We start from the raw sequence: 17,663 nt of genomic DNA on the forward strand, positions 1-17,663 counted from the left end.
TTGGTTCCGCTCTTACAGCGGCTCACTTTTGAAAAGCGCAAAAGTAAGCAAAACGCTCTTGCCCCAACACTCGGCACCTCGCCTAGGCTCGGTGTGCCCGGAATTCGACAGGGATGTGGGGGGCCGCCGCCACGCGCCATCCATGGCGCGGGGCGGCTAAACCGGCATCCCTGCCGGTTTACCCCCCACATCCCTGCCGAATTCCGGCCAGCGTGTTTAACGGGGCGCCTAAGATCAACATCTAAAACACAGCGCGGCGGCCTTATAGCCGACCGGGTCTCTGAGGTGCGCGCGCTTCCCTGTAGGAGCCGGGCTTGCCCGCGATGGTGGTTAACGATAACGCAGGAGACCTGATTCAACGCGGCGCCCTCAAGATCTTCGCGAGCAAGCCCGCTCCCACATTTGGGCGGCGGTCGGCAGACAATATCGGTCGGCTATAAGGCCGCCGCGCTTTGGCTTTTGATCTGAGTCGCCCCGTTAAACCACGCTGGCCGAACGCAGGATTTGGAGCGTGGGTAACCCGGCAGGACGCCGGGTTAGCCGCACTGGGCCATGGATGGCCCATTGCGGCGGCCCACGCTCCAAAGCCGGAGTGAGGGCATGTCGAGCCTAGGCGAGACACCGAGTGGTGGGGCGAAGGCCTTTTGCTTACTTTTGGGCCTTTCCAAAAGTGAGCCGCTGTAAGAGCGGAACCATAAGCCGCCGTTACCGCAGCAACGGATATGTACCCGGTCACGGCTGCCCCCCAGAAACAGGCACCGCCCGAATCACCGCCCGAGGCCCCAACTGCCCAGGTATCGCCTTTTCCACCGAAGGCAACTGCGGCGCCTGCACATCCGGCATCGCCCAACTATGCTCCGGCTGCAACCCACCCTGCGCCCGGCGCATAAACTCATAGCGATTCAACGTAATACTGCGCCCCGCCCCACTGTCGCGAATAATATAGGGCCGCAAAAACACCATCAGGTTGGTCTTGCTCACAGCGCGCTTCTCATTGCGAAACAACGCCCCCAACCCCGGAATATCCGACAACCACGGCACCGCATCATTGCTCTGGCTGTAGCCATCCTGCAGCAAACCGCCCAGCACCATGATCTGCCCGTCATCCAACAAAATACTGGTATCGATCGCCCGCTTGTTGGTCACCGTGCCCGCGTCCACCGACGCCCGCGTGTCCACGCTGCTGACCTCCTGGTAGATATCCAGCTTCACCGTGCCACCCTCGGAAATCTGTGGCCGCACATTCAATTTCAGCCCCACTTCCTCACGCTGCACAGTCTGGAACGGGTTGTTACTGGTGCCCCCACCGCCGGTCACATAGCTGCCGGTGACAAACGGAATGGTCTGCCCCACAAAAATACTCGCGGCCTCGTTGTCCAGCGTCAGCAAGTTCGGCGTGGACAGCACGTTGGTGCCGCCTTTGCTCTTCAAGGCTCGGGCCAGTACTTGGAGGTCGAGCACCTTGCCAATGCCGGGGATGTCCACGGTGCCATTGACCAGGCCGATATTCAGGCCCTTGGGCAACACGTCGATGCTGGTCTTGCTGGTCGGCGTACCGTTCAACCCACTGCCCCCCAGATTGACGCCACCAAAACCACCCTTGCCACCCAAATTGCCCGCCTGCCATTGCACGCCGAACTCGGTGGCATCGTCCTCGCTCACTTCAACGATGAGGCTTTCGATCACCACCTGGGCGCGGCGTTGATCGAGCATGTCGATCACTTCCCGCAGGTTGCGGTACAGCGGGTCCGGCGCGGAGATCAGCAAGGTGTTGGTGGTGGCGTCGGCCTGGATAGTCACGCCGCCCGCGCTGAAGGCGGTGTCCTGATCGTTGCTGGTGGTGCCGGAAGGCGTGGCGTTCTGGCTGTAGCCCGGCTGCACCCCACTGCCGGTAGGCGTGCCGCTGCTGTTCTGCGCATTGCTCGCGGTCTGTGTATTTTTGCTGGTACTGCCCATGGCGCTGAGCTTGCCACGGGCTTCGTCACTCACGCCGGAGTCGCTCTCGCCGGTGAGCAAGCCGCGCAACGACTGCGCAAGCTTGCCCGCCTGGGCGTTGCGCAGGTACACCACGTGCATATTGCTGGGGTTGCTCTGCGCATTGTCGAGTTTGTAGATCAGGTTGCGCGCCAGCTCCGTACGCTCGGGACTGCCAGAGCGGATGATGATCGAATTGGAGCGTGGGTCGCCGACCACGTTGATCTTTTGGGTCTGGTCCGCGCCCTGGGTCTCCAGCAACTCGGCGACCATGCCGGCGATGTCCACCGCGATGCCGTTCTGCACCTTCACCACGTCGGTGTCGATGGCGCTGGGAGTGTCGATGCCATTGATGATCTGCGCCACGCGCGCCAGGTTTTCCGCGTAGTCGGTGATGACGATGGTGTTGTTGCCGGGGTAGGCATTGATCGGGTTGTTCGGCGACACAATGGGGCGCAGCACGGGGATGAGGTTCACCGCATTCTCGTATTGCAGGCGAAAGGTGCGGGTCTGCATGCCGCTGCTGCCGGCACTGTAGATCGGCCCGCCGAGCAATTTGGCATCCGCCTCCGGCACCACCTGGGCCACGCCCCCTACATCGACCACGCTGAAACCCTGCATGCGCAGCGCCGCCAGCAGCATGTCGTAGGCCTGATGTGCCGGCACCTGGCCTTCGCTGACCAGGGTCAGGTTGCCCTTCACCCGCGGGTCCACCAGAAATTGCTGGCCGGTGGCGCGCGACAATGCACGCACCACGGCCTGGATATCGGCATCGACGAAATTGAGTTGCACCGGCTGATCACCCAGCGGGTTGCGCGCCTTGACGACTGCCGGCGCGTGGCCACGGGCGCTGTTGGTCACCTGATGCTGTACCGGGGGCCTGGGCGTAGGTTCGCGCTGGCGATCCAGCGCGGTGTCGCTGCGCCGGGTCTCGGCCAACGGCTGGCCGAGTTCACTGTCCACCAGCAACGGTTGGGTGGGCGGGCTGTTGCTGCACGCGCTCAGGGCCAGCACCAACAGCGGTGCGGCCAAACGAAAAGGCGGGACTGACCACTTCATGAAGCTTCCTTAGCGCCAAGCGCCTGATCCATGCGAACGGTCCCGGACACAGTGCCGGCCGAGTTGTCGACAGCCTCCGGTGCGCGCTGCAAACGCGCCTCGGACACCTCCAGGGAAAACACACGAGCGTTGCCCAGTAACCAGTCCACCACGGCATCTGCCGGGGCGTTGTCGAAGCTCAAGCGCCAACTGCCAGAAGCCTCTGCCTGCAGTTGATAACGACCTTGCAGACCGGCGCTGTCCAGGGCCTGGCGCAGTGCGGTTTCATCGGCAGGTTTCGGCGCCGCCACCCCCTGCAACAGAACTTGCAAGGCTTCGGCCTGGGCGCGCAGCTTGGGGGTTTCAGCTTGCCAGTAGTCGATTTTTTTCAACGCGGGCTGGACCAGAGTCAGCCAGGTCAACAGGCCGGCGAGCACAACACCTGCGCCGCCCAGCATGCGTTTTTCACGCAAGGCCAGGCCGCGCCAGAACACCTGGGACTGGCTACGCAAACGCTGCACTTTATTCATCGACGGCCTCCGGTTTTACCGGCCCGATGCTCCAGCCATGGTCCTCTCGGGTGGCGGCGAAACCGGCCTGGGTCAACGCGGCTTGCCAGTCGCCCTCGACGGTTGGGTTGCGGCTGTCGGCGAGTAATTCAAGGTGCAGGCGTCCCTGCTCGAACGTCAGGCTGTCGACGCTGGCGACCATGAACGGAAGGTTGCTGCCCGCCAGTTGCAACAAGTGGGTGAAGCCCTGGCCGCCGCCTGTCTGGCGTGCGGCCAATTGTTGACGGGCCTGTTGCAAGGGATTGAGCACCACCGGCAATTCGGGAAACGCCTGACGCACTTGCTGGCTCATCAACGCTTTGAGCCGCTGGCCCTCATCCACCTGGCGCGCGGCGTACAGGTTGAGGCCAAGGGTCCAGATGGCGGTGGCCAATGCGACACAGCCCAGCGCCCTGCCCCAGCCGCCACTGGCGGGTTGGCTGAGACGGCCATGCAGGCCCCAGGCGGGTGTCGGGCCACTCCAACGCATGGCCGCGTCTACCAACGGCATATCCAATGCCTGCTGCCCCAATGGATGCACCGCGCCTTGTTGCAGGCTGTCGCGCGTCAACAGGTAACCCTCGTCCAACGCCGCCGCACCCACCGGCAAGGCATAGGGCGCCGGGTACAGCCCGCGCAGTTTGAGTTGCAATTGGGCCAACTGCTCCAGCCCAGCCTTGGGCACCCAGGCCACTTGCACACGGCCATCGCTCTCACGTGGGCCATGCGCCACGTGCATCTGCTCCACGGGGCCGAGGATCAGCGCCTGCGCGGCACACGCCACGGCCGCCGCAGTTTTTGCGGCAGGCAACGGTGGCAGCTCCAGGCAGGTCAGCAGGCTGTCACGCGGGTGCAGGAAACACTCCATCGCGGCGCGAGCCTTGCCCAACTGCGCCAGGCTTTCGCAGCCTTCGTTCACCACCACGCCACGCTCCAGCCAGGCAAATCTGACCTGGCTCTGGGCGGTCAATTGATCCAGCGGCGGCAAGCCGATGCGCAAGCGTTTCATACGCCCACCCGCGACCAGATCACCTGCGGCTGACGGTCTTCAGGGCGGTGCAACAACGCATCCATGGTCACCCGCCGCTGCTCCCGCCGCGCCTGGCCCTGTACGCGAAACCACTCGCTGGTAATGCCGACCTGCACCGAGTCCACCGCCACCTGTGGCAAGTGCAGCCGGTTGACGAAGTCGCCACGGTTGATAAACCACTGCCCGTTGTTTCGCTCGGCCACCAGCCCTTGGGCCTGGGACAGGCTGAGTTGGGGCACCACTGCACTGAGCACTTCGGCGCTGGCGGTGTTGCCGTTGACCCAGGTATTGGCGGGCAACACGCTGATGTACGCGTGCATGCGCTGCAGCAACAGCGGGTCGAGACCTTCAAGGCCCGCGAGGTCGTCCAGGCTGCGCAACATCGGGTATTTGGCGGGCGCGATATAAGAGGCGATCACGCGCTGGCTGATCCGCCGACTGACCGCCGGATCAACGCCCATCGTGCGACACAGCCGTTCAAAACTCTGCAGTTGCTCGGCATCCGCTTGATCCCGATCACGATTGACCAGGTTGCGCAGATTGAACTTGCCCTGCTCGTCCTCGATGCGGCTCTCAACCCCACCGCCTTGGGCACGCGCCCAGGGCTGATCGAGGCGAGTCAGCACGTCCTTCTGGCGTGCCTCCCACAACATCTGCCGGCTGCGCTCAAGCCCTGCCTGCAACAGCCATTGGCCCTGGACACGCAGTTGCTCGGCCTCCAGGCTGCGGGTGAACACGGTCTGGCGCGTGAGCATGCTGCCAGCCAGCACCGCCACCACCGCCGCAATCAGCAACGCGCTGATAATCGCCATGCCGCGTTGCTTCGCCGCTGTGGGCGAATGCCGTTTCATGACGTGCCTTACAACTGCCAGGAGCCGATATCGGCGTTGACGCCATCGCCATCCGGTTGGCCATCGGCGCCCAGGGAGAACACATCCACTTCACCGTTGGCACCCGGATTCAGGTAGTGATAAGGGTTGCCCCAAGGGTCGTTGGGCAAGCGATCCAGATAGGCGCGCCAGTTGCTGTTCTTCGCATCTGCCGGGCGCTCCACCAGCACTTTCAGGCCCTGGTTCATGCTCGGATAAGTGCCGTGGTCAAGGCGGTAGAGTTTCAGCGCCTGCATCAAGCCGCCGATGTCCTGCTTGGCCGCCGTGGCCCGTGCCTGGTCCGGTCGGTCGAGGACCTTGGGCACCACCATGGCGGCCAGGATCCCGAGGATGACCACCACCACCATGATCTCGATCAGCGTGAACCCACGCTGGCGACGAGGGCCTGGCAATGGGGACGTTAGGCGCGCGATATCCATCTCGACATTCCTTGGCTTGAGTGCAATTCGTGGCGCAGTGTTGCAAGAACACATGTCAGTCGTATTGAAAATCCTCGGGAGTTTCGGTCGCCAATCGGTCAACTCCCGGCGCTAGTCTGCGGGCCTGTTTCCCGGCTTTGAGAGCGCCATGTACGGCCGTCGCAACGCACAAGGTTTCACCCTGATCGAGGTGCTGGTGGCGCTGGCAATCATCGCTGTGGCCATGGCTGCCGCCGTACGCGTGGCCGGGTTAATGACCCAGAGCAATGGGCTGCTGCGCGACAAATCCATCGCGCTGCTGGCAGCACAAAGCCGCCTGGCGGAACTGCGCCTGGAAGGCCGCCTGCGCAGCGGCAAGAAGACGTTCGACTGCGATCAGGGCCGCCTGAAACTGCGCTGTGAGCAAACCATCAATGCCGAAGGCCGCGTGTTTCAGGTCAGCGTGCAAGTGTTGGACGCCAGCCGCGAAGCCCCGCCGCTGGCGCGCCTGGACACCCAGGTCATGGCCGAGTGAGCGTCGGCAACGCAGGGCCATCGGGCAATTTGTCGAGGTTGACGCGGACCTTTTCGCCAGCGCGCTCGATTTCTACACCGTCGCCTTCGATGGCCGTCAATCGCACACCGGGGCTGAGACGTTCGCCCAATAAAAAACTGCGCGGCGGGCCACCGTTGAGGCTAAGGATGGCCACCGCGCCACGGGCCCCGGCCAGCACCCCCGTGACTTTTACCTGCGGGGTTGTCGCCACTGTGGAAAACCACTGCAACGCCGGGTTATCGCTGCGCGCCGCCAACTCCTGGGGCGTGGCTTGGGGTGTATTGGATTCAGCGGAGGTGAGCAACAGCGGCGTCCACACCACAACACCGGCCAATGCCGCCAACAACGCCAGCGCCTGCACGCCATGGGCGGGTGAAACACGAAGGGCGAATGCCATGGGGAGGACCTCCTGTTTGTCCGTGGCACCAGCCTACAGGCCAATTCGCACGTTTTTATTTCAGCTGTTTTTATTTGAAGCATTCTCCAGCTCCCCAGGGACCGACCGATGAAACAGCAAGGCTTCACCCTGATCGAGCTGATGGTGGTACTGGTGATCATCGGCATTGCCAGTGCTGCCATCAGCCTCACCATCAAACCCGACCCTCTGCACCTGCTGCGCAAAGACGCCGAACGCCTCAGCCAACTGCTGCAAGTTGCCCAGGCCGAAGCCCGTGTCGACGGTCGGCCGATCACCTTGCGGGCGGACGCCAAGGGTTTTCGTTTCAACCGCCGCAGTGATGATGGGCTGGGAGTAGACGCCTTCCAGGGCGACGCTCAACTGCGACCGCGCCTATGGGAAAGCACCCCCATGCAACTCAACATCGAACCCCGGCAAACCCTGGTGCTCAATGCCGAATGGATCAACCCGCCGGTGCGCGTAGTGCTTTCAGACGGGCAACACAGCCTCAGCCTGCAACGCGACGCCGCCGGCGTGATGCGTGTAATCAGCCAACCATGAGCAAGGGAACGGGAATGAATCGACAGCAACGCCCATCGCAGCAAGGCTTCACGCTGATCGAAGTGATGGTAGCGATCATGCTGATGGCACTGGTCAGCGTCATCGCCTGGCGTGGGCTCGATAGCGTAACCCGCGCGGACCAGCACTTGCAGGCCAGTACCGAGCAAACCGAGGTACTGCTGCGGGCCTTGAACCAACTGCAGCGCGACATCAGCTTGCGGGCCAGTGTTGAACTCGTGGCACCCGGCTCACCCGAAGTCGAAGGGCTGGCAGCGGTGACCGTGCGCAGCTCCGACACCCAAGGTTTTCGACTGGACGTGATCCGCAGCGCCCCCGTTGCAGGGGACGGCTTGCAACGGGTGCGCTGGTGGCTCAAGGGCGATTCACTGTACCGGGCCGTGGCGCCAGCACGAGACCGATTCCCGCTGCCGGCGGCCAAGGATGGTGTGGTGGTGTTGACCGGTGTGAGTGACGTGCAGGTACGGGTGTGGGAGATGGATAAGGGCTGGCGGCAGCTGAGCGGGAATCGACGAGAGGACCCGCTGGGATTGGAGGTCAGTTGGGTGCGGGACACGCCGCAGGGCCTGGAGCGGTACCGGCAGGTGGTAGGGCCGTTAAGATAAGCGCACGCCTATGCCTTAACTCAACAACACAACGCCACCCGGCAGCTCCGTGCACTTGGCGCCATAGGCGTCCCGAATCAACAGCGCCACCCCCGCCAGTTGCTGCAAACTGAACCGCGCCTGTACCCGGCGCTGGCCCAGTTCCTTATTCAGCAGCACCAGCATCCCAGGCCGATAACGGTTGATCTCATCCACGACCGTCGCCAGCGTTGCGTTGTTGAACACCAGGATCTGCTCACGCCAGGCCACCACCGCCTGGGTATCCACCACCGCCACTTCACTTACGCCCGCTGCGCCGTAGGTCAACTGACGGCCGCTTTCCAGACGCACACTGCGCCCGGCCACATCCACCGACAATGAACCCTCGATGCAGGTCACGCACACGCTACGGTCGGTATTGCGTACGTTGAACCGTGCTTGCGCCGCACTGACCCAGCCTTCCCCTGCCTGGACCTTGAGCGGTTGGGCTACGTGGGCGAGCACTTCGACTTCGCCTTCGAGCAGTTCAATGCCCTGCCCCACACGGCTGATGCGCGTCTGGGTATTGAGTTCCAGGCTGACGCCCTCGCTCAGCAGTACCTGACGCTGCTCGCCAACTTCGGTGCGGTAGTCGGCCGAGAGCCCGGCGAAACCACCGGGTACACCGACGCTCACCATTACCACTGCGGCCGAGGCGGCAATTGCGCCACCCAGGAAGGCACGGCGGCCGAAGTTGCGCGGTTGGGATTCCTGTTGCAGCGCCGGCGCCAGTTGCTGCCACAGCGCCTTGGCCTGTTCGAACGCCTGCGCGTGTTCCGGGCTCTGGGCGCGCCAGGCGTGCAGTGCCTTGGCGTCGGCGACCGTGGCGCGGCCCGACGTCAGTAGCACCAGCCAGTCGCGGGCTTCATCGTGCAGGGGGCTGGCAGCGGTTTGCCGGGCGGTGGGGAAGCTAAAAATATTCAAGCGCGCACATACTCACGGATTTATCAGGGACTCGACACTAAGACGGTTTTCCGGCCCCGGGACCGAACCGCTGAATCACTTTTCTTTCCAGACGCTTGGCGCAGTGGCCCAGGGCGGCCTTGATTTCCTTCTCGACCATGCGCGTGGAGATGCCGAAACGCTGGGAGATTTCCAGGTGCGGCGCTTCTTCCAGGCGGGCGGCGATGAGGATTTTGCGGCGGCGTGCCGGCAGTTCGTAGAGGGCTTTGACCAGGGACTGGATTTCACGCTGGCCGCCGACTACCCGTGACGGGTCTTGGGCTTCGTCGGCGGTTTGCAGCAGTTCCTCGACTTCACTGCCAGTGAGCAAGCGCGCGTCGGCCTGGCGGCGGTCGGCGGCGATATTCAGGGCCATACGGTAGAGGTAAGCGTTGGGTTGTTGCAGGTTAGGCGGGACGTCCATGCGGTCGACCCGCAGGTAGGTTTCGTGCAGGACATCATTGGCCAGGTCCTCCGAACCCAGGCGCTTGCGCAAACGCACCTTGAAATCTTCGTAGGACGCCAGGAACAAGCTGACCATCGTACTGTGCCCGGTATTTTTCATCCGCCCGAGGCTCCCTTTCCTGCTGTGCATTCCATGCGCGTTCCTGTTGTGTCGGGCATCAAAAGTAAAGTCACCGGCTGGCGCAGCGAACTCGGTGCAGGTCGTTCCACCTGCGTAGTGCCGAGGCTGCGCACCAGTGCTTCATCGCGTTGTTCATCGCCGGTGGAACTGACCAGCCGACTGTGTTCGATCCACCCATCAGGGTTGACCCAGACCTGCACCAGTGCGCGAAAGCTGCCGGGGCGCGTCAGGGGCGAGCGGCACAGGCTGGCCTCAATGGCCTGCTGCAACGCCGTGGCGTAGCTGTTGTTGATCCTCGCGGCATTGCGTGCCGCTGCGCCACGGGCCGCAGGCGGCGGGCTGACCTCGGGCAGTTGCAAGGTGAATGCATCGTTGCGTGCATAACGCGCCATCAGGCCACTCCCTGTCAGCAACATCGCCAGTGCTTCTTGCGCCGTGAAACGCCCGCGCACTCCGATGGAGCGCCGGCCCCGCGTCAACTCGCGGTCCACCAGCACCGCCATCCCGGTGGCGCGGCTGTAGGCTTGCAGTGCATGTTCCAGGTCCTGTGCCGGCAGGTTCAGGGCCAGCAGCGGTGACTGCGCTTGCGCCGCCGTGCCTATGCCCAGCAGCAACAGCAAGACCACGGCGCATACGGCGCGCCTCCAGCCCCCCTGCTCACCCCCTGCGTTGCATCGCTGCACGGCCGACGTGTCCTAGAAAACCGTCATCCTGAGGCTCGTTTATGAACCTGATGTTACGGTGATGGCAAAAAAAACATCACGGTGACGAGAAGCCCACTGCACTACACTTCCAAGCCTAACCGGCCCACCCCCGCGGGCCCGCCAGGAGGCTGCGATGAAGCGTTTGCCCACCCTTGCCAGCGTGTTGCTGTGCAGTGCCTTACCCCTGTTTGCCCTTGCCGACAGCTGCACCGAAGTGTCGGTGGATGGCTACAAGGCACCCGATTACGGCTGCCTCAGCCAACAGATGGGCAGCGATACAAACGCGGCCAAGGCAACGAAGAAAAACCGTGAAGCACAGAACATTCCGGTCGATAAACGCGCGCCGAATGCAGTGGGTTTGTCCACACCGGCAGCCACCAGTGTGCGCATGGGCAATACCTTCGGCACCTCGGTGAAACCGCAGCGGCCTTGAGGGCCACGGAAACAAAAATGTAGCACTCGGTAACATCTCGCCCCGCCTTGGGGCACGCCCACTTGCGCCGTCCCCGTGTCTGCGGGCCCATGAGGCCATGGCGCAGTTCGTGCATCCTCTGCCACTCCCTCGTCATCTGAACCCGCCATGCGCCCCAAGGAATTGAAACTCTGGACCACCGGTGTTGCCCACCTGCTGGACCTGCCTGCCGGCCATGCACGACTGGCGGGGCTCAGCCACTGGTTGCGCCAGGTCTGCCCGGTGGATCACTTCGTGTTGTTTGTCTACGAAGGCAACCACCGCCCGCTGGCGATGTTCGACACGTTCTGCGCTGACAAGCGCGGCGTGTATGTGGACGACTACCAGTGCGGCCCCTACCTGCTGGACCCGTTCTACTTGGCCTGTACCCGTGGCCAGGCGCCGGGGTTGTGGCGGTTGCGCCAGTTCGCACCGGACCACTTCTACCTCGGCGAGTATTACCTCACCTATTACCAACAGACGGGCCTGGCGGAAGAGATCGCGTTTTTCGTCGACCTGGGTGCGGGGGCCACGGCGGTGTTGTCGCTGATGCGCGCCACCGCCAGTTGCGCGTTCAGTCGTGATGAGATGCAGTTGATCGAATGCGCCCATGCGGTGGTGGAACAGGTGATCGGTGAGGCTTGGCGCTTGCGTCAGGCACAGCAACCACGCCCGGCCCAGGACCTGGACTTCAAGATCCGCGAAGCCTTCGACCAGTTCGGCGCGCATATCCTCACCGGGCGCGAGCAGGAGATCGTGCAACTGTTATTGCGCGGCCACTCCAGCGCATCGGTGGCCGAGCAGTTGAGCATCAGCCCCGGCACGGTGAAGATCCATCGCAAGAACATCTACGCCAAGCTCGGCATTGGCAGCCAGTCGGAATTGCTGGGGTTGTTTATTCGCGACCTTACCGGGCAGGAATTGGTGGCGGTCGCCTAACCCTATCTGGAGCAACGCGCTCCCACATTTTTAGATCTTCGCCAGACGCAATCACCGAAAACGACTCTATCCCCCAAGGGATATATACAGCGCAAAACCCCCATTGCTAGTTTGGCCCTCGACGCAAACCCGACTCGAGGAAGCCAGACCGTGAACGACACTTCGCCCAGCGACATCGAATTTTGCAACGTGGTCAAGCGCTATGGCCCGGTGCAGGCCGTAAACGGCCTGAACTTCTCGGTGCGCCGTGGCTCGTTCCACTCTTTCCTGGGCGGTTCGGGCTGTGGCAAGACCACCACCCTGCGCATGATCGCAGGCTTCGAACAACCCACCAGCGGCGAAGTACGCCTCGCCGGCCAGAACGTGGCCGGTGTGCCGGCCTTCGAGCGGCCGGTGAACATGGTGTTCCAGCATTACGCGCTGTTCCCGCACCTGACCGTGGCGCAGAACATCGCCTACGGCCTGCGTTATCGCACCCCGCGCCCCGACAAGAAAACCCAACTGCGCATGGCCGACGAAGCCCTGGAGATGGTGCGTCTGAGTGGCTTTGGCCAACGCAAGCCGAGCGAACTGTCTGGCGGCCAGCAACAACGTGTGGCCCTGGCTCGCGCCTTGGTGAACAAACCCACCGTGTTGCTGCTGGACGAACCGCTGGCGGCGCTGGACCGCAAGCTGCGCAAGGAGATGCAATCGGAGCTGCTGCGCCTGCAACGGGAAGTCGGCATCACCTTCGTGCTGGTGACCCACGACCAGGAAGAAGCCCTGTCGATGAGTGACAGCATCAGCGTGATGCACAACGGCTCGATCATCCAGACCGCCACACCAGAGCAACTCTACGAAACCCCGGCCAGCCGTTACGTCGCCGACTTTATTGGCGAGTCCAACCTGTTCAACGGCACCGTGCGCCGCCTGCAAGGCAACGCGGTGGTGCTGCGCACGGCCCAGGGCCTGGAACTGACCAGCCCGCTGACGCCCACCGGCCAGGCGCTGGGGGCAGACGCCGAAGGTTGCATCGCGGTGCGCCCGGAGTTGATCAGCATCGCCGCCACCGGTGCCGAACTGGCCCGCGAAGTGTCCCTGCCAGGGTGCGTGGAAGACCGCATCTACCTGGGCAATTCCACCGAATACCGCGTACGCACCCAGGCCTTCGGCGTGGTCTGCGTGCGCGTGCCACGCCAGCAGGATCAAGGCCTGCAGGCGTTCGAACACGGCGCAGCGGTCAGCGTCGGCTGGGATCATGCCAATGGCCTGGCCATGGCGTTGTAAATCACTTTTCTCAAACGATTGTGGAGCGTGTCATGGACCAGAAAACCTTTCTCAAAACCCTGCGCAGTTGGCAGAACGGTTCCATCAGCCGTCGTGAGTTCCTCGGCCGCACGGGCCTGGGGCTAGCGGCCGCAGTAGTCGCCACCAACATGCCGGGGTTGCTGACCTCCACCGCCGAGGCCGCCGAACAGCCCAAGCTGGGGGATCGCCTGTCGCTGGCCACCTGGCCCAATTACCACAGCCAGGAAAACCTCGACGCGTTCGCCAAAACCACCGGCGCACGGGTGTCCATGAGCGTGTTCGGCTCCAACGAAGAGATGCTCGCCAAACTGCAAGCCGGCGGCAGCGGTTGGGATGTGTTGGTGCCGACCAACTACACCATCAGCACCTATGTGGGCCTGGGCTTGATCGAGCCGTTGGACCTGTCGCGCATTCCCAACTTCGATGCCTCGGCGTTCCAGCAGAAGTTCATTGCCCAAGGCACCGTGGACGGCAAGGTCTACGCCGTGCCGAAAAATTGGGGCACCACCGGCATGTGCTACGACACCGAAAAACTCAAGAACGGCCCCACCAGTTGGAAGGAGTTCTGGGCCGCCGCCAAAGGCCCGGCCAGCGGTCGCACGATGGTTCACGACTACCAACTGACCGCCATCGGCAACGCCTTGAAAAGTTTTGGCTACAGCTTCAACTCCCTGGACCCGAAAGAACTGGCCGACGCCGAGAAGCTGCTGATCGAGGTCAAGCCGCACCTGTTTGCGATCAACTCGGATATCCAACCGTCGATGCGCAGCGGCGACGCCTGGCTGGCGATGTCCTGGACCGGCGACGCCTCGCAACTGCACCGCGATATCCCGCAGATGCACTTCACCCTGGGCAAGGAAGGTGGCGAATTGTGGAGCGACTTCTTCGCCATTCCCAAAAGCTCGGAGCACAAGGACGCTGCCTACGCGTTCATCAACTACCTGCTCGACCCGCAGCACAACAAGCTCGAAGTGCTGAGCCACGGCTACCCCAGCGGTGACAAGCGCGTCGACGCGCTGCTGCCCACCGCCATGCTCGACGACCCGATCATGTACCCCGCCGCCGAAGCGCTCAGCCCACTGGAGTTCGGTGCCGCCGCCACGCTCACCAGCCCCGCCCGCGCCGAGTTGATGGCGCGGTTCAAGTCCGCCTGATCGTTCAGCCATGGCCACTGAGGAGTCCCCCATGCATGCCGCCACTCACCCGTCCACGGTGACCGCCCTGCCCGCTGCCGCGCGCCCCCGGCGCAGCCTGGGGCGGCGGATCACCCTGCTAATGCTGTTGCCGTCGACCTTGTGGTTCCTGCTGCTGTTGTTGATGCCGCTGGTGATCATCCTGGTGTTCAGCTTTGGCGAACGCAGTGCCGTTGGCGGTTATGCCGGTGGCTTCACCTTGGCCAACTACCTCAACCTGGGATCGCGAGCGGCGGCATTCGGCAACACGCTGATGCTGGCGCCGCTGGGTACCCTGGTGTGCCTGGTGGCGGCTTATCCGTTGGCGTATTTCCTGGCAGTCAAGGTCAGTCGCAACCGTTCGTTATTGCTGACCTTGGTGATCGTGCCGTTCTGGACCAGCTTCCTGATCCGCACCTACGCCTGGATCTTTATCCTCAGCGGCAAGGGCATTCCGGCACTGCTGGCCAGCCTGGGCCTGGAAGATGTGCGGTTGATCAATACGCCGTGGGCGGTGCTGATCGGCATCGTCTACGGCTACCTGCCGCTGATGGTGTTCCCGATCTACGTGAGCCTGGAAAAACTCGACAAGCGCTTGCTGGAAGCCTCAGCCGACTTGGGTGCCAGCGCCTTTGAAAGCTTTCGGCGCATCACCCTGCCGCTGTCGGCACCGGGGATCATCACCGGGGTGATGCTGGTGTTCATCCTGCTGATGGGCGAGTTCCTGATCCCGGCGATCCTTGGCGGCGGCAAGGTGTTTTTTGTCGGCAACGCCCTGGTGGACCTGTTCCTGCAATCGCGCAACTGGCCGTTCGGCAGTGCGCTGGCCATGACTCTGGTGGCGATGATGCTGCTGATCATCGGCGTGTATTTGAAGCTGGTGGCGCGCTACGGCGGCCGCCCTGCCGATGGAGGCCTGTGATATGTGGCTGCGCAGTTATTCGACGTCGCTGTACCTGTTTTTGTATGCGCCGATCGCGCTGATCGTGCTGTTCAGCTTCAACGCCGGGCGCAGTGGCCTGGCGTTCGAATGCTGCTCGGTGCAGTGGTTCGGCCGCGCATTCAGCAACCCGTTCATCATGGAGGCCTTGGGGCATAGCGCGTTTATCGCCTTGTGTTCGGCGCTGATTGCCACGTTGTTCGGCACCCTGGCGGTGTTTGGCCTGCAACGGGCCGGGCCGCGGGTGCGCCTGCTGTTCGATGCACTGACCTACTGCGCGATCATCGTGCCGGGCATCGTGATCGGCATCTCGACCTTGATCGCATTCATCAGCCTGTTCGACCTGATCAACCCACTGCTCGTAAGCTGGATTCCGAGCATGCCGCGCCTGAACATGGGGTTCTTCACGGTGATTGCCGCCCATTCGCTGTTCACCATGGCCCTGGTGATGGTGATCGTGCGCAGCCGCGTCGACACCCTCGACAAGGCGCTGCTGGAAGCCTCGGCCGACCTTTATGCCCCGCCGATGCAGACGTTCTGGCGCGTGACGCTGCCGCAGATCAGCCCGGCGATCATGGCCGGCTTCCTGCTGGCGTTCACCTTCAGCTTTGACGATTTCATCATCGCGTTTTTTGTCGCCGGTTCCGAGACCACGCTGCCGATCTACATCTTCTCGTCGATTCGCCGTGGGGTAACACCAGAGATCAATGCGGTGTCCACCGTGATCATCTGCGTGTCGCTGATTCTGCTGTTCACTTCCCGCCACCTGCAAAACCGCCGTGCCCAGGAGCCTGCCCATGCGTGATCATCTGTACATCAACGGCCAGTGGGTCAGCCCGGATCTGGGCGGTTACCTGGACGTGATCGACCCGGCCACCGAGCAGGTGTTCGAGCGGGTTGCCGCCGGCACCGAAGAAGACATCGACCACGCGGTGCGCGCTGCACGCCGCGCCTTCGACAACGGCTGGAGCCAGACAAGCGCAGAGGAGCGCGGCCAGTGGTTGGACGCCTTGGCGGACGAGCTGGAACGTGCCCAACCGGCCCTCGCCGAACTGGAAGTACGCGACAACGGCAAGCCGCTGCCCGAGGCACTGTGGGATGTGGGCGACGCCATCGGTTGCTTTCGCTACTACGCGGGGCTTGCCCGTGAACTGGATGCTCGCCAGGACCAGCCGCTGGCCTTGCCGGACGCCCGTTTTCGTTGCCGTATCCGCCACGAGCCGATCGGCGTGGCCGGGCAGATCATCCCCTGGAACTACCCGTTGCTGATGGCCGCGTGGAAGGTTGCGCCAGCCTTGGCCGCCGGTGCCACAGTGGTGTTGAAGCCCTCGGAACTGACGCCCCTAACCGCCCTGGAACTGGCGGCCGCCGCCGACCGTATCGGCCTGCCGGCGGGCGTGTTGAACGTGGTCACCGGCCTTGGCGTGGATGCGGGCAGCCCACTGACCGAGCATCCCGGCGTGGACAAGCTGGCGTTCACCGGCAGCGTGCCCACCGGGGCCAAGATCATGTCGGCGGCTGCGCGGGACATCAAGAACATCAGCCTGGAGCTGGGCGGTAAATCGGCGTTCATCGTATTTGATGACGCCGATATCGACGCGGCGGTGGAGTGGATCCTGTTCGGGATCTTCTGGAACCAGGGTCAGGTGTGCAGCGCCACTTCGCGCCTGTTGGTGCAAGAAAGTATTGCCCCGCGCCTTATCGAACGGCTGGTGGAGGAAACCCGCAAGATCACCATCGGCCCGGGCCTGGAACCGGGGGTGCTGCTTGGCCCGCTGGTCAGCCGGGGTCAGTACGACAAGGTACTTGGCTTTGTCGACCAGGGCCTGGCCAGCGGTGCGCGGCTGCTCACCGGGGGCAAACGCCCTGCCCACCTGGCCGAGGGTTACTTTATGGAGCCGACGATTTTTGATGAGCCGGCGCATAACAGCATCCTGTGGCGTGAGGAAGTGTTTGGGCCGTTGCTGTGTGTGAAGCGCTTCAAGACCGAGGAGCAAGCGGTGCAGATGGCCAACGCCAGCCGCTTCGGGCTGGCGGCGGCGGTGATGAGCGCCGACCCGCAGCGCAGCACGCGGGTGGCCAACCAGCTGCGGGCCGGGATTGTCTGGGTCAACTGCTCCCAACCCACCTTCGTCGAGGCCCCGTGGGGCGGGATGAAGCACAGCGGTATCGGCCGTGAGTTGGGGGAATGGGGTTTGCACAATTATCTGGAGGTCAAGCAGGTGACCGAGTATGTCAGCGACCAGCCGTGGGGCTGGTATCTGTAACTCCATCGGCGACCACGCTTGCTCTGGAGAAATGCAATTCAAATGTGGGAGCTGGCTTGCCTGCGATAGCGGTCCTTCGGTGTACATATCCATTATTTGGGTAACGGCGGCTATTGGTTCCGCTCTTACAGCGGCTCACTTTTGAAGAGCGCAAAAGTAAGCAAAACGCTCTTGCCCCACCACTCGGCACCTCGCCTAGGCTCGGTGTGCCCTCTCTCCGGCTTGAATCCGTGGGCCGCCGCGATGGGCCATCCTTGGCCCAGCGCGGCTAACCCGGCGTCCTGCCGGGTTACCCACGGATTCAAGCCTGCGTTCGGCCAGCGTGGTTTAACGGGGCGCTTA

19 protein-coding genes are annotated in these 17,663 nt (G+C 63.2%); 10 read left to right on the plus strand and 9 right to left on the minus strand.

Annotated elements, in window-relative coordinates; translation table 11 throughout:
- Positions 1-732 precede the first annotated feature (732 nt).
- Genes gspD through gspG form a run of 5 tightly spaced genes read right to left on the minus strand, consistent with a single transcriptional unit; the run spans position 733 to position 5,899 of the window.
- Positions 733-3,033, minus strand: a complete 2,301-nt coding sequence (gene gspD, locus HF257_RS32920) for a type II secretion system secretin GspD (RefSeq protein ID WP_185710911.1) — start codon at positions 3,031-3,033, stop codon at positions 733-735.
- The gene (gene gspM / locus HF257_RS32925; RefSeq protein ID WP_185710910.1) at positions 3,030-3,542 is read right to left on the minus strand and encodes a type II secretion system protein GspM; all 513 of its coding nucleotides are present in this window, start codon (positions 3,540-3,542) and stop codon (positions 3,030-3,032) included. Before gspM ends, gspD begins: the two co-directional genes overlap by 4 nt.
- Positions 3,535-4,569 (minus strand): type II secretion system protein GspL, encoded by a 1,035-nt coding sequence (gene gspL, locus HF257_RS32930; RefSeq protein WP_185710909.1) that lies wholly within the window; start codon positions 4,567-4,569, stop codon positions 3,535-3,537. The genes gspM and gspL overlap by 8 nt, the downstream gene beginning before the upstream one ends.
- The gene (gene gspK / locus HF257_RS32935; protein ID WP_185710908.1) at positions 4,566-5,441 is read right to left on the minus strand and encodes a type II secretion system minor pseudopilin GspK; all 876 of its coding nucleotides are present in this window, start codon (positions 5,439-5,441) and stop codon (positions 4,566-4,568) included. Before gspK ends, gspL begins: the two co-directional genes overlap by 4 nt.
- Before the next feature lie 8 nt (positions 5,442-5,449).
- Positions 5,450-5,899 carry a type II secretion system major pseudopilin GspG gene (gspG, locus tag HF257_RS32940; protein WP_185710907.1) on the minus strand — a complete coding sequence of 150 codons (450 nt, stop codon included), beginning with the start codon at positions 5,897-5,899 and terminating at the stop codon, positions 5,450-5,452.
- 148 nt (positions 5,900-6,047) lie between these two features.
- Here gspG and gspI point away from each other — a divergent pair, with 148 nt between their 5' ends.
- Positions 6,048-6,413, plus strand: coding sequence for a type II secretion system minor pseudopilin GspI (gene gspI, locus HF257_RS32945; protein WP_185710906.1), 366 nt, complete (start codon positions 6,048-6,050; stop codon positions 6,411-6,413).
- Here gspI and HF257_RS32950 read toward each other — a convergent pair.
- A complete protein-coding gene (locus HF257_RS32950) occupies positions 6,400-6,831 on the minus strand; it encodes a type II secretion system protein N (RefSeq protein ID WP_185710905.1) in 432 nt (143 codons plus the stop codon). The genes gspI and HF257_RS32950 overlap by 14 nt on opposite strands.
- A gap of 108 nt (positions 6,832-6,939) precedes the next feature.
- On the opposite strand from HF257_RS32950, the gene gspH reads away from it, so the two are divergent.
- Positions 6,940-7,392 carry a type II secretion system minor pseudopilin GspH gene (gene gspH / locus HF257_RS32955; RefSeq protein WP_185710904.1) on the plus strand — a complete coding sequence of 151 codons (453 nt, stop codon included), beginning with the start codon at positions 6,940-6,942 and terminating at the stop codon, positions 7,390-7,392.
- 14 nt (positions 7,393-7,406) lie between these two features.
- Entirely contained in the window at positions 7,407-8,015 is a 609-nt protein-coding gene (locus HF257_RS32960) for a prepilin-type N-terminal cleavage/methylation domain-containing protein (protein ID WP_185710903.1), read from the plus strand.
- Positions 8,016-8,030: 15 nt separating this feature from the next.
- On the opposite strand, the gene HF257_RS32965 is transcribed toward HF257_RS32960, so the two are convergent.
- Genes HF257_RS32965 through HF257_RS32975 form a run of 3 tightly spaced genes read right to left on the minus strand, consistent with a single transcriptional unit; the run spans position 8,031 to position 10,181 of the window.
- Positions 8,031-8,957 carry a FecR family protein gene (locus HF257_RS32965; protein ID WP_185710902.1) on the minus strand — a complete coding sequence of 309 codons (927 nt, stop codon included), beginning with the start codon at positions 8,955-8,957 and terminating at the stop codon, positions 8,031-8,033.
- Between the two features lie 37 nt (positions 8,958-8,994).
- Positions 8,995-9,540, minus strand: a complete 546-nt coding sequence (locus HF257_RS32970) for an RNA polymerase sigma factor (RefSeq protein ID WP_185710901.1) — start codon at positions 9,538-9,540, stop codon at positions 8,995-8,997.
- Positions 9,537-10,181 carry a secretin and TonB N-terminal domain-containing protein gene (locus tag HF257_RS32975; protein ID WP_185710920.1) on the minus strand — a complete coding sequence of 215 codons (645 nt, stop codon included), beginning with the start codon at positions 10,179-10,181 and terminating at the stop codon, positions 9,537-9,539. The genes HF257_RS32970 and HF257_RS32975 overlap by 4 nt, the downstream gene beginning before the upstream one ends.
- A gap of 217 nt (positions 10,182-10,398) precedes the next feature.
- Between HF257_RS32975 and HF257_RS32980 the strand changes: the two genes are divergently transcribed.
- The 7 genes from HF257_RS32980 (at position 10,399) to HF257_RS33010 (ending at position 17,321) form a co-directional block, all read left to right on the plus strand.
- Positions 10,399-10,698: a hypothetical protein gene (locus HF257_RS32980; protein ID WP_185710900.1), complete on the plus strand. Its 300-nt coding sequence runs from the start codon at positions 10,399-10,401 to the stop codon at positions 10,696-10,698.
- A gap of 147 nt (positions 10,699-10,845) precedes the next feature.
- On the plus strand, positions 10,846-11,655 hold the full coding sequence (locus tag HF257_RS32985) for a response regulator transcription factor (protein WP_185710899.1): 810 nt from the start codon (positions 10,846-10,848) through the stop codon (positions 11,653-11,655).
- Positions 11,656-11,805: 150 nt separating this feature from the next.
- Positions 11,806-12,921, plus strand: coding sequence for an ABC transporter ATP-binding protein (locus HF257_RS32990; protein ID WP_185710898.1), 1,116 nt, complete (start codon positions 11,806-11,808; stop codon positions 12,919-12,921).
- Positions 12,922-12,953: 32 nt separating this feature from the next.
- A complete protein-coding gene (locus HF257_RS32995) occupies positions 12,954-14,096 on the plus strand; it encodes an ABC transporter substrate-binding protein (RefSeq protein ID WP_185710897.1) in 1,143 nt (380 codons plus the stop codon).
- Positions 14,097-14,127: 31 nt separating this feature from the next.
- Positions 14,128-15,036, plus strand: a complete 909-nt coding sequence (locus HF257_RS33000) for an ABC transporter permease (RefSeq protein WP_185710896.1) — start codon at positions 14,128-14,130, stop codon at positions 15,034-15,036.
- A 1-nt stretch (position 15,037) separates the two neighbouring features.
- Positions 15,038-15,859, plus strand: a complete 822-nt coding sequence (locus tag HF257_RS33005; protein WP_185710895.1) for an ABC transporter permease — start codon at positions 15,038-15,040, stop codon at positions 15,857-15,859.
- Entirely contained in the window at positions 15,852-17,321 is a 1,470-nt protein-coding gene (locus HF257_RS33010) for an aldehyde dehydrogenase family protein (RefSeq protein WP_185710894.1), read from the plus strand. The genes HF257_RS33005 and HF257_RS33010 overlap by 8 nt, the downstream gene beginning before the upstream one ends.
- The last annotated feature ends 342 nt before the right edge of the window (positions 17,322-17,663 follow it).

The organism is Pseudomonas cremoris, assembly GCF_014230465.1.

Bases quoted from the DNA above. Each gene is read 5' to 3' on its own strand.
- gspD (WP_185710911.1), bottom strand. From the start codon at position 3,033: ATGAAGTGGTCAGTCCCGCCTTTTCGTTTGGCCGCACCGCTGTTGGTG.
- gspM (WP_185710910.1), bottom strand. From the start codon at position 3,542: ATGAATAAAGTGCAGCGTTTGCGTAGCCAGTCCCAGGTGTTCTGGCGC.
- gspL (WP_185710909.1), bottom strand. From the start codon at position 4,569: ATGAAACGCTTGCGCATCGGCTTGCCGCCGCTGGATCAATTGACCGCC.
- gspK (WP_185710908.1), bottom strand. From the start codon at position 5,441: ATGAAACGGCATTCGCCCACAGCGGCGAAGCAACGCGGCATGGCGATT.
- gspG (WP_185710907.1), bottom strand. From the start codon at position 5,899: ATGGATATCGCGCGCCTAACGTCCCCATTGCCAGGCCCTCGTCGCCAG.
- gspI (WP_185710906.1), top strand. From the start codon at position 6,048: ATGTACGGCCGTCGCAACGCACAAGGTTTCACCCTGATCGAGGTGCTG.
- HF257_RS32950 (WP_185710905.1), bottom strand. From the start codon at position 6,831: ATGGCATTCGCCCTTCGTGTTTCACCCGCCCATGGCGTGCAGGCGCTG.
- gspH (WP_185710904.1), top strand. From the start codon at position 6,940: ATGAAACAGCAAGGCTTCACCCTGATCGAGCTGATGGTGGTACTGGTG.
- HF257_RS32960 (WP_185710903.1), top strand. From the start codon at position 7,407: ATGAATCGACAGCAACGCCCATCGCAGCAAGGCTTCACGCTGATCGAA.
- HF257_RS32970 (WP_185710901.1), bottom strand. From the start codon at position 9,540: ATGAAAAATACCGGGCACAGTACGATGGTCAGCTTGTTCCTGGCGTCC.
- HF257_RS32980 (WP_185710900.1), top strand. From the start codon at position 10,399: ATGAAGCGTTTGCCCACCCTTGCCAGCGTGTTGCTGTGCAGTGCCTTA.
- HF257_RS32985 (WP_185710899.1), top strand. From the start codon at position 10,846: ATGCGCCCCAAGGAATTGAAACTCTGGACCACCGGTGTTGCCCACCTG.
- HF257_RS32995 (WP_185710897.1), top strand. From the start codon at position 12,954: ATGGACCAGAAAACCTTTCTCAAAACCCTGCGCAGTTGGCAGAACGGT.
- HF257_RS33000 (WP_185710896.1), top strand. From the start codon at position 14,128: ATGCATGCCGCCACTCACCCGTCCACGGTGACCGCCCTGCCCGCTGCC.
- HF257_RS33005 (WP_185710895.1), top strand. From the start codon at position 15,038: ATGTGGCTGCGCAGTTATTCGACGTCGCTGTACCTGTTTTTGTATGCG.
- HF257_RS33010 (WP_185710894.1), top strand. From the start codon at position 15,852: ATGCGTGATCATCTGTACATCAACGGCCAGTGGGTCAGCCCGGATCTG.